The sequence below is a fragment of the Streptomyces sp. NPDC003042 genome, from assembly GCF_053591315.1.
In genome coordinates, this window is sequence record NZ_JBSFTP010000126.1 from 1 (window position 1) to 11747 (window position 11747).

4 protein-coding genes are annotated in these 11747 nt (G+C 73.7%); 1 reads left to right on the top strand and 3 read right to left on the bottom strand.

Annotation, left to right across the window (positions count from 1 at the left end; genetic code table 11):
- Window positions 1-128, bottom strand: a 128-nt coding sequence (locus tag ACWDYJ_RS34435) for a biotin carboxylase N-terminal domain-containing protein (protein WP_146225392.1), incomplete at its 3' end; no start/stop codon positions are given.
- A 277-nt stretch (window positions 129-405) separates the two neighbouring features.
- Between ACWDYJ_RS34435 and ACWDYJ_RS34440 the strand changes: the two genes are divergently transcribed.
- On the top strand, window positions 406-2058 hold the full coding sequence (locus tag ACWDYJ_RS34440; protein ID WP_451569547.1) for an FAD-binding oxidoreductase: 1653 nt from the start codon (window positions 406-408) through the stop codon (window positions 2056-2058).
- A gap of 81 nt (window positions 2059-2139) precedes the next feature.
- Here the strand turns inward: ACWDYJ_RS34440 and ACWDYJ_RS34445 are convergent, their stop codons facing one another.
- Window positions 2140-8664, bottom strand: a complete 6525-nt coding sequence (locus tag ACWDYJ_RS34445) for a thioester reductase domain-containing protein (protein WP_451569548.1) — start codon at window positions 8662-8664, stop codon at window positions 2140-2142.
- Between the two features lie 41 nt (window positions 8665-8705).
- Window positions 8706-11747: SDR family NAD(P)-dependent oxidoreductase (locus tag ACWDYJ_RS34450; protein WP_451569549.1), on the bottom strand; the 3042-nt coding region annotated here is incomplete at its 5' end.

Genomic DNA, 11747 nt, shown 5'->3' on the forward strand with positions numbered 1-11747 from the left:
GCGCGGACATGCAGAGCGTCCCGGTCCGGATCGGCGTAGACGGCTACGCTCGCGATCCCGGCATCCCGACAGGCCCGGGCAACGCGGACAGCGATCTCGCCACGGTTCGCAATGAGCACCTTACGCACGAACGCTCTCCTCAACTCGGTTGACAGAACCGTTTCTTCGGACCCGGCCCGACCGGCGCGCCCCGAACGGGGCATCGCCACCGCCAGCCGGAACCCCGTCGCCACATTCGGACCATCGACGCACAGAACGTAACTCCGGAGTCCCGTCGGCGGTCCACCGGCAGGTAATCAGCGGACGAGGACCGCCAGAGAACGCCTAGTGACCGATCTGTGATCGGGTGGCCCGGCCCTGGGTTTCTCACGGCTCTTCTCTCGCGTCTCATGGAGGTATGCGGTCATGACCGATGTGTCCCGTCGGGGTCTCATGAAAGGTGCCGCGCTGACCGGCGGGGCCCTGGCCCTGCCCGCGCTCGGCGTCGTATCGGCCGCGGGCGTCGCCGAGGCGGCCGTCGCCGGAGGCACCGAGGAAGTCGCGGCCGATGCCGCGGCCCGCGCTGTCGCCGCCCCGATCACCGTCACCCCCGCCGACCCCCGCTACAAGGGGCTCATATCGGGCTCCAACCAGCGCTGGGTCGGCACCCCCGACTACGTGCGCATCGTCAGCTCCGCCGACCAGGTCGTGCGCGCGGTGCAGGAAGCCGTCGACAAGGGCCTCAAGGTCGTCGTCCGCAGCGGCGGCCACTGCGACGAGGACTTCACCACGAACTCCGAGGTGAAGGTCGTCATCGAGATGTCCGGCCTCAACAACATCGCCTACGACGCCGAGCGCCGCGCCATCTCCGTCGAGCCCGGCGCCCTCCTCGGCACCGTCTACCGCACGCTCTACAAGCGCTGGGGCGTCGTCCTGCCCGGCGGCACCTGCCCCACCGTCGGCGCCGGCGGCCACATCCAGGGCGGCGGCTACGGCGCGCTGTCCCGCTCGCGCGGCCTGACCGTCGACCACCTCTACGCCGTCGAGGTCGTGCACGTCGACCGCGACGGCCGGGCCCGCAAGGTGGTCGCCACCCGCGAGGCGAACGACCCCAACCGCGAGCTGTGGTGGGCCCACACCGGCGCCGGCGGCGGTAACTTCGGCGTCGTCACCCGCTACTGGCTGCGCTCCCCGGGCGCCACCGGCGACGACCCCTCGAAGCTGCTCCCCAAGGCCCCCTCCGAGGTGCTCCTCTCCGATGTCAGCTGGTCCTGGGCCGACCTGGACGAAGCCGCCTTCACCCGCCTCGCCCGCAACTTCACCGCCTGGCACGAGGCGAACTCGGCCCCCGACTCCCCGGGCCGCTTCCTCTACAGCCAGTTCAAGGCCATGCACAAGGCCGCCGGCTACTTCCGCATGAGCACCCAGGTCGACGCCGGCGCGCCGGACCCGGAGGGGCTGCTCGACAGCTTCCTCGCGGCCGTCTCCGAGGGCACCGGCGTCCGCTACGCCGTCGGCGACCGCTACCGGGCGCCGTGGCTGTACGCGGTCACCGAGTGGTCAGGCTTCGTCGAGGCCGCCGTCCCGCGCTGGAAGTCCAAGGCGGCCTACGTCCGCAGGACGATGCCGCAGGACCAGCTCAGCGCTCTCTACCGCCAGCTGACCCGCGACGACTACCCCGGCCCGTACGGCATGGCCGCCATCGTCAGCTTCGGCGGCAAGATCAACGAGGTGGGCACCTCGGACACCGCCACCGCGCAGCGCGACTCGGTCGCCAAGATGCTCTACTGCAGCCTCTGGACGAACCCGGCGCACGACGAGGTCAACAAGCGCTGGGTCCGCGAGGCCTACGCCGACGTCTACGCCTCCACGGGCGGCGTACCGCGCACCGGCGGGGTCAACGACGGCTGCTACATCAACTACGCCGACGCCGACATCGCCGACCCGGCCTTCAACACCTCCGGCACCCCCTGGCACGAGCTGTACTTCAAGGGCAACTACCCGCGCCTCCAGCAGGTCAAGGCGCGGTGGGACCCCCGGAACGTCTTCTCGCACAGCCTGAGCATCCGCCTCCCGTAGCACGCACCAGCACCGACCGCGAGAACAGGGGAAAGCCCCGCCGGCCCGAAGGCCGGCGGGGCTTTCTCGTGGCCGCCCCCGTCACGGGGCCGCCGGGAAGTGGCCTTCCTGGACGAAGAAGCCGACGTACAGCTCGAACAGTTCCTTCGTCAGCACCGGAATCTCGACGCCCGTGCCCTCCAGCGCCGCCGCCGTCTCGGTGGTGTCGATCGGCGGGTAGAACCCGTCGGTGTCCGACGTCATCATCTCGAAGGCGTCCAGCAGCGGCAGCAGGGCGTTGTCGCCCGCCTTGACCGTGGCGTCCCAGGTGTCCCGGTCCACGTCGTCCAGCTCGTAGCCGATGCCCCGCAGGAACTCGGCGCACTGGCTGAGCGCCAGGGAGCTCTGGTTGAAGAGGTGGAAGGTACGCCCGACCGTGCCCGGCTTGCGCGAGATGCCGGTGATCGCGGCGCTGACGTAGTCCACCGGCAGCAGGTGGAAGCGGCCCTCGGTGCCCTTGGGCACGCTGCGGGACTGCACCAGGCCCTTGAGCGTCAGCCAGACGAAGTCACGGGTCTGGCAGGCGCCGTTGACCTGGTCGCCGGAGATCACGTCGACGCGGTAGACCGAGACCGGCAGGCCCCGGTCCCGGGCCAGCCCGATGATCTGCTCCGCGACCCACTTGGAGCGCAGGTAGCCGCTCGGCAGGTTCTCGGCCGGCCCGGTCGGGTCGGTCACCTTCAGCGGGACGCCCGGCTCGCGCACCCCGTCGAAGACGCCGACGGTGGAGACGTAGTGCACCGGGACCGTACGGTGGCGCGCGGCGAGCCGCAGCACCTCCTCGGTGCCCGTGACGTTCGAGGCCTTGAGGGTCTCGTACGGGTGCAGCCAGTGCACGCGGGCGCCGTTGTGGTAGACCACGTCGACGGTGCGGGAGAGGGCGTCGAAGGCCTCCTCGGTCAGGCCGAGCCGGGGCTCCGCCAGGTCGCCGAGGACGATCGTGAGCCGGTCCTCGTCGATCTCGTCCCACACCCGGTACCACTGGGCGTTGGCCTTGAGCCGCGCCAGCGCGCTCGCCTCGTCCTCGCCGCGGACCAGGGTGTGCACCCGGCCCGTGGTGGTGCGCATCAGGTCGCGCAGGAGGAAGGCGCCGAGGAAGCCGGTGGCTCCCGTCAGCAGGATCTCCTTCGGGTCGGAGGCTGTCAGGACCACCTCCGCCGCGGGCTGGATGTCGTCCGCGAGGTGGACCTCCGCCGCGAAGTCGGTGCCCTTGCGGCCGGTGGAGGAGCTGGCCACCTCCCCGTGCAGGAACGCGGCGAGCGCGGCCGGCGTCGGGTGGTCGAAGACCAGCGTCGGCGGCAGCCTCAGCCCGGTCGCCGTGGCCAGCTGGTTGCGGAGCTCGACGGAGGTGAGCGAGCCGAAGCCCAGCACCGAGAAGGCCTGGTCGGCGTCGAACCCGGAGGTGTCGGCGTGCCCGAGCACCGCCGCGACCTGCGCGAGGACGATCTCCAGGACCGCCCCCTCCTGCTCCTGCGGCTCCAGCCCGGCGAGCCGGTCGGCGAGCGTCTCCGTGCCCGCCTCGGTGTTCTGCGCGGCCCGGCGGACCGGCGTACGCACCAGCTTGCTCAGCAGCACCGGTACCTGCACCTGCTCGCGCAGGGCGGAGAGGTCCATCGGGGTCGCGACCAAGGCCGCGTGACCGATCGTCAGCGCGATGTCGAGCAGGGCCGGGCCCTGCTCCGACTCGACCGGGCGGAAGCCGCTGCGGGCGATCCGCTGGAGGTCGGCCTGGTCGAGGTGGCCGGTCATGCCGCTGGTCTGCGACCACAGGCCCCAGGCGAGCGAGGTGGCCGCCAGACCCCGCGCCCTGCGGTGCTGGGCCAGGCCGTCCAGGTAGTGGTTGGCCGCCGAGTACGTCGACTGGCCGGGGCCGCCGACGACCGCCGCGATGGAGGAGAACAGGACGAAGGCCGACAGGTCCAGGTCCTTCGTCAGCTCGTGCAGGTTCCAGGAGGCGTCGACCTTGGGCCGCAGCACCGCCGAGAGCCGCTCCGGGGTCTGCGAGCCGATCAGGCCGTCGTCCAGCACACCCGCGGTGTGCAGCACGCCGGTCAGCGGGTGCTGCTCCGGGATCCCGGCCAGGACGGCGGCGAGCGCCTCCCGGTCGGCCACGTCGCAGGCCGCCACGGTCACCCGGGCGCCGAGGGCGGTGAGTTCGGCCGCCAGCTCGCCCGCGCCGTCGGCGGCCAGGCCGCGCCGGCTGGTGAGCAGCAGGTGGCGCACGCCGTGCTCGGTGACCAGGTGCCGGGCGAACAGGCCGCCCAGGCTGCCGGTGCCGCCCGTGATCAGGACGGTGCCCTGCGGGTTCCAGGACCCGGTCGGCTCCGCGTCGGTGTCGGAGATCCGGCCGAGGCGCGGGATGAACACCCGCCCGGCCCGTACGGCCGACTGCGGCTCGCCCGAGGCCACCACCTGGCCCAGCACCGTGAACGGGTCGGCGGCCGGGTCGTCCAGGTCGAGGTCGTGGTCGACGAGCGTGATCCGGCCCGGGTTCTCCGACTGCGCCGAGCGCAGCAGACCCCAGACGGTCGCCGCGCCCAGGTCGGTGACGTCCTCGTCGGCGATGGCGACGCCGCCCTTGGTGAGGAACACCAGCCGGGTGTCCGCCAGCCGCTCCTCGGCCAGCCAGTTCTGTACGAGGGCCAGGGCGCTGTGCGCCGCGGTGTGCACGTCGGCGGCCGGGTCCCCGGTGTCGGGGGTCTCCTGGCGGGCCAGCACCACGTCCACCCGCTCGCCGGCGCCGACCACGCGCGCGGCCCGCGCCACGTCGGTGAACCGTCGCTCGCCGAAGCCGTCCTTGCCCAACGTCGCCCAGTGGGTGGTGTTCCCGGCGGCGACGACCGGGTACGGGACCCAGCCGACGTGGAAGAGGGAGTCCCGGTTGCGGGCCAGGGCGTTGGACACCTCGCCGACGGCGATCGCGCGGCAGGCCACCGCGCCGACCGACGCGACGGGCTGCCCCGCCTGGTCGGCGAGCTGCACCTTCAGGCCCCCGTCGGCGTCGACGGAGAGCCGGACCCGCAGCTTGGCGGCGCCGGTCGCGTGGAGCCGTACGCCCTTCCAGTCGGTGGAGATCCACACCGCGCCCTCGGGGACGGTGCCGTAGCTGGCCAGGCAGGAGGCCGCCAGGGCGACTTCCAGCAGGGCCGGGTGCAGGCCGAAGCCCGCCGGGCTGGTCCGGGCGCCGTCGGGCAGGCTGACCTCGGCGTACACCTCGGAGTCGCCCACGCTCCAGACCGCGTCGAGGCCCTTGTAGACCGGGCCGTAGACGTAGCCCTGGCGCGCGAGCTTGTCGTACGCGTCGTCGAGCGGAACCTCCCGCGCGCCGGCCGGCGGCCACTCGGTGAGCTCGAACGGCTCGTCGGCGCCCTGGAAGCTCAGGTGGCCGCGGGCGTTGAGGGTCCACGGCACGTCGGCGTTGTCGGGCCGCGAGTAGACGGCGACCTCACGGCGGCCGGAGCCGTCGGAGGCGCCCACACTGACCTGGACGTGCACGCCGCCCTTGGCGGGCAGGGCCAGCGGGCCGAGGATGGACAGGTCGTCGAGGACGTTCAGGCCCAGCTCGTCGCCGGCCCGGATGACCATCTCCACCAGGGCGGTGGCGGGCACGAGCGTCTGGTCGAGGACGATGTGGTCGGCGAGCCACGGGTGGGTGCGCACCGACAGCCGGCTGGTGAACAGCACCTGGTCGGCGCCGGCGATGGTGACCGAGGCGCCGAGCAGCGGGTGGTCCGCCGACTCCAGGCCGAGGTCGGAGGCGTCGGCGAAGATCCCGGTCTGCTCGACCCAGTAGCGCTCGTGCTGGAACGCGTACGTGGGCAGGTCGGTGCGGGCGGCGCCGGTACCGGCGTAGAAGGCGTCCCAGCGGACCGCCGCGCCCGAGGCGTGGAGCAGGCTGAGCCCGCCGACCAGGCTCTCGGCGTCCGGGCGGCCGCGGCGCAGCAGCGGGACGGCCGCCACGTCGGAGAGGGTGCCGCGGACCAGCGTCGACAGGACGGCGTCCGGGCCTATCTCGGTGAAGGTGGTGGCGCCGAAGCCCCCCATGGTGCGCACGGCGTCGGCGAAGCGGACGGCGCCGCGGACCTGGTCGGTCCAGTAGGCCGGGGTGCGCAGGTCATCTCCTGAAGCGAGGCGCCCGGTCAGGGTGGAGATGACCGGCAGCTGCGGCTTGTTGTAGGTGAGGGTGGCCGCGACCTTCCGGAACTCCTCCAGCATCGGGTTCATGAGGGGGGAGTGGAAGGCGTGCGAGACGGTGAGCCGCTTCGTCTTGCGGCCCAGCTCGGTGATCTTCGCGGCGACCGAGAGGGCCGCCTCCTCGTCACCGGATATGACGACCGAGGCCGGGCCGTTGACCGCGGCGATCGCGAGCCGGTCCTCCAGGCCCGTGATCAGCGGGAGGACCTCCTCCTCGGTGGCCTGGAGGGAGATCATGGCGCCGCCCTTGGGCAGCGCCTGCATCAGCCTCGCGCGGGCCGCGACGAGCTTCGCCGTGTCGGCGAGGTCGAGGACGCCCGCTATGTGGGCGGCCGTCAGCTCGCCGATGGAGTGCCCGGCGAGGTGGTCGGGCTTGATGCCCCAGGACTCCACCAGGCGGTACAGCGCCACCTCGACCGCGAACAGCGCGGGCTGCGTGTACGCCGTCTCGTCCAGGCCCTCGCCGGAGGCGATGACCTCGCGGACCGGGCGGTCCAGGTGCTTGTCCAGCTCGGCGGCGACGGCGTCGAAAGCCTCGGCGTACACGGGGAACGCCGCGTACAGGTCCTCGCCCATCCCGGCGCGCTGGGCGCCCTGTCCGGTGAAGACGAAGGCGTTGTGGCCGCCCGCCTTCGTGCCGCGGACGATGCCCGCGCCGGGCTCGCCGGCGGCCAGCGAGCGCAGGCCCTCCAGCAACGCGTCCCGGTCCGCCCCGACGACCACCGCGCGCTGCTCCAGCGCGGCGCGGCCGGTGGCCAGCGAGAACGCCACGTCCAGCGGGGAGAGCGCGGCGTCGCCCTCGACGTGCGCGAGCAGCCGGGCCGCCTGGTCCGCCAGCGCGTCCGGGGTCTTCGCCGACAGCGCCCAGGGCAGTACGGGCAGCACGTGCGCGGGACCGGCTTCCGCGGCCTGCGGCGCCTCCTCGGCCTCCGCGCCCTCGGCGGCCGGGGGCTCCTCCAGGATGACGTGGGCGTTGGTGCCGCTGACGCCGAAGGCGGAGATGCCCGCCCTGCGCGGGTGGCCGTACGAGGGCCATTCGCGGGCCTCGGTGAGCAGCGAGACCGCGCCCGACTCCCAGTCGACCATGGGGGTCGGCTCGTCGATGTTCAGCGTCTTCGGCAGCACCCCGTGCCGCATCGCCATGATCATCTTGATCACGCCGCCCGCGCCGGCCGCCGCGACGCTGTGCCCGATGTTCGACTTCAGCGAGCCCAGGTACAGCGGCTGGTCGGCCGGGCGGTTCTGCCCGTACGTCGCCAGCAGCGCCTGCGCCTCGATCGGGTCGCCGAGCCGGGTGCCGGTGCCGTGCGCCTCGACCACGTCCACGTCGGACGCGAACAGCTTGGCGCCGGCCAGGGCCTGGTGGATGACCCGCTCCTGGGAAGGGCCGTTGGGGGCGGTCAGGCCGTTGGAGGCACCGTCCTGGTTGACGGCGCTGCCGCGGATGACCGCGAGGACCTCGTGGCCGTTGCGCCGGGCGTCCGAGAGCTTCTCGACGAGCAGCAGGCCGACGCCCTCCGACCAGGCGGTGCCGTCGGCGGCCGCCGCGAAGGACTTGATGCGTCCGTCCTCGGCCAGGCCGTTCTGCCGGGAGAAGTCGACGAAGCCGCTCGGGTGGCCGGAGACGGTGGAGCCGCCGGCCAGCGCCATCGAGGACTCGCCCTTGCGCACCGACTGCACGGCCAGGTGCAGCGCCACCAGCGAGGAGGAGCACGCCGTGTCCACGGACACGGCCGGGCCCTCGAAGCCGAAGGTGTAGGAGATACGGCCGGAGGCGACCGCGCTGAGCTTGCTGGTCATCAGGTAGCCCTCGAGCTCCTCCGGGCCCTCCAGGCCCAGGTAGCTCTGCTCCACGACACCCGCGAACACGCCGACCGGGGTGCCGCGCAGCGAGGTCGGGTCGATCCCGGCCTGCTCGAAGGTCTCCCAGGCGGTCTCCAGCAGCACGCGCTGCTGCGGGTCCATGGCCAGCGCCTCGCGCGGCGAGATCCCGAAGAAGCCGGGGTCGAAGAGGGCCGCGCCCTCCAGGAACCCGCCCCTCTTCGTGTACGACTTGCCGGGCTTGCCGCGCTCGGGGTCGTAGATCGCGTCGATGTCCCAGCCACGGTCCTCGGGCCACTCGGTGATCCCGTCGGCCTCGTCCGTGACGAGCTTCCACAGGGTCTCGGGCGAGGTCACCCCGCCCGGGAACCGGCAGGCCATGCCGACGATGGCGACCGGCTCGTCGTTGCCGGCCTCCAACTCCGCCAGCCGCTTGCGCGTCTTCTGCAGGTCGGTGGTGACCCACTTCAGGTACTCGACCATCTTCTGTTCTTTGGACGCGGCCGGATCCGAGGACGCTGCCGGTCCGTTGTGCTTGGTCTCATTGGACATGAGAAATCAACTTCTCCTCAGAGCTGCGTACGTCGGGACCGTCAGTTCGCGGAACGGCCGAGCTGGTTGTCGATGAAGTCGAAGAGGTCGTCCGCGGAGGCGGATTCGATCGTTTCGGCCAGGTCCGGGCCTCCGGCCGCTCCCGCCGCCTCGTTCAGCCTGGACAGGATCGTCTGGAGGCGTACAGAGACGGTGGAGCGCGTCTGACTGTCCTCGGCGAGGGCGGCGAGCGCCGCCTCCAGCCGCTCCAGCTCCGCCAGCGCGGGCTCCTCGGCGCCGGCCCCGTCGGGCGCGACCTCGCCGAGCACGTGCTCGGCGAGCGCCGTGGGGGTCGGGTGGTCGAAGACCACGGTGGCGGACAGGCGCACACCCGTCGCGGCGTTGAGCCGGTTGCGCAGCTCCACCGCCGTCATCGAGTCGAAGCCCATCTCCTGGAAGGCGCGGTCGGCCTGCACCGCGTCCTGGCCGGCGTGGCCCAGTACGGTCGCGACCTCGGACCGTACGAGGTCCAGCACCGCCTGGTGCTGCTCCAGCGGGGACAGCGCCGCCAGCCGGGTCGCCAGCTGCGGGGCGCCGGCCCCGCCCGACTGCGCGGCCCGCCGGTTCGGCACCCGCACCAGGGCGCGGAACACCGGCGGCACCAGGCCGTGGGCCCGCATCGCGGACAGGTCGACCGGGAGCGCGACGACCGCCGACGTGCTCATCGCCAGCGCCGAGTCGAAGAGCGCGGTGCCCTCCTGCGGCGAGACCGGCTTGAAGCCCTCGCGGCCGAACCGCTTGAGGTCGTTCTCGTCCAGACCCTCGTTGATCCCGTGGCTCAGGCCCCACAGGCCCCAGGCCAGGGAGGTCGCGGCGAGTCCGAGGCCCGCCCGGTGGGCGGCGAGCCCGTCCAGGAAGGCGTTGGCCGCCGCGTAGTTGGACTGGCCGGGCCCGCCGATGACGCCGACGCTGGAGGAGAACAGCACGAAGGCCGACAGCTCCAGGTCCTTCGTCAGCTCGTGCAGGTGCCAGGCCGCGTCCGCCTTCGGCCGCAGTACGGCGCCCAGGCTGTCCGGGGTCAGCGCCGCGACCAGGCCGTTGTCGAGCACGCCCGCGGTGTGCACCACCCCCTTGAGGGGGTGCTCCGCCGGGATCGCCGCCAGTACGGCGGCCAGCGCGTCCCGGTCGGACACGTCCACCGCCGCCAGGGTGACCTCGGCGCCCAGCGCGGTGAGTTCGGCGCGCAGCTCCCCGGCCCGGGGGGCCGCCTCGCCGCGACGGCTCGCCAGTACGAGGTGGCGTACCCCGTGGCCGGTGACCAGGTGCCGGGCGAACAGGCCGCCCAGCGCGCCGGTGCCGCCGGTGATCAGGACGGTGCCCTCGGGGTCCCAGGCCGCGGCCCGCTCCCCCGTACCGGCCGTCCCGGCGAGCCGGCGCAGCCGCGGCAGCAGCACCTCGCCGCCGCGCACCGCCGCCTGCGGCTCACCGGAGGCGAGGACCGCGGACAGGATCCGGGCCGGGACCGGAGCGTCGCCCGGGTGGTCCAGGTCGACGAGCACGATCCGGTCCGGGGCCTCGGCCTGGGCCGAGCGCAGCAGACCCCACACCGTCGCCGAGGCAGGCTCGGGGACACCGGCCGCACCGGCGTCGACCGCGCCCCGGGTGAGGACCACCAGGCGGGTGGCCTCCAGCCGGTCGTCGGCCAGCCAGTCCTGGAGCAGGGCCAGGGCGCCCCGCGCGGCGGAGTGGGCCGCGCCCACCACGTCGGCGGTGTCGTCCTCGACGGCCCACGCCAGGACGGCGTCCACGGCCGCCCCGGCCTCGGCCGCCTTGCCGACGGCCGCCACGTCCTCGAAGGACGGGCCGTCGAAGGAGGCGCCGACGGGGCCGGCGCCGCCGAGCACGCCCCAGCGGACCCGCTCGGCGGGCTCCGGCAGGGCCGTGGGCACCCAGTCCACCTGGAACAGCGGCCGGCTGCCGCCCTCCGAGGCGGTGAACTCGGCGTCCGGCACGTCCCGGAAGACGAGCCGGCCGACCGTGGCGACGGCCTGGTCCTGCGCGTCGGACAGCCGTACGGTCACGGCGCCCTCCGCGTCCCCGTCGAGCGGGGCGATCCGCACCCGCACCGCCGTGGCGCCGCTCGCGTGCAGCCGCACGTCCTGCCACAGGGCCGGGATCCGGGTCGTACCGGCGGCGCCGGTGCCCGCGGCGGCGGCGACGGCCGCCTCCAGCAGCGCCGGGTGCAGCTCGTACGCGGCCGCGTCGGGCAGCAGTTCCTCGGGCAGCACGATCTCGGGCAGCACGATTTCGGGCAGCACAGCCTCGGCCGCCGCGCCGATCGGCGCGGCGGGAGCGGCCGCCCCGGCCGGGGTACCGAAGACACCGAGGGCGTGGACCGTCCAGCGGGCGTCCGCCTCGTCGGTGCGGGTGTGCACCGTGAAGGGCCGCCGACCCGACTCGTCCGCCGGGCCCACGCCCAGCTGGAGCTGTACGGCGCCCTGTCCGGGCAGGACCACCGGCGTGCGCAGGTCCAGCTCGGCGAGCCCGGCGAGACCCAGCTCGTCGCCCGCACGGACGGCCAGCTCCACCAGCGCGGAGCCCGGCAGCACGGCCGAGTCGAAGACGGCGTGCTCGGCGAGCCACGGGTGGGTGCGCACCGAGAGGCGGCTGGTGAAGAGCACCTGGTCGGCGTCGGCGATGGTGACCGCCGCGCCGAGCAGCGGGTGCCCGGTCGGGTTCAGGCCGTGCCCGGCGTCGGCGGCCGCGCCCGAGCCCTTCAGCCAGAAGGCCTCGTGCTGGAACGCGTACGTCGGCAGGGCCACCGGGTGGGCGCCCGAACCGGCGAAGTACGCCTCCCAGTCGACGCGCACCCCCCGGCTGTGCAGCCGGCCGACGCCCGCGAGGAGCGTCTCGGCCTCGGGCCGGCCCCGGCGCACCAGCGGCACGGCGGCCGCGGCGGCGGACAGAGTGTCCTGCGCGAGGGCGGTCAGGACGGCGTCGGGACCGATTTCGGTGAAGGTGGTGGCGCCGAGGGCTTCGAGGGCGCGGACGGCGTCGGTGAAGCGGACCGCGCCGCGGACCTGGTCGGCCCAGTACTTCGGGGT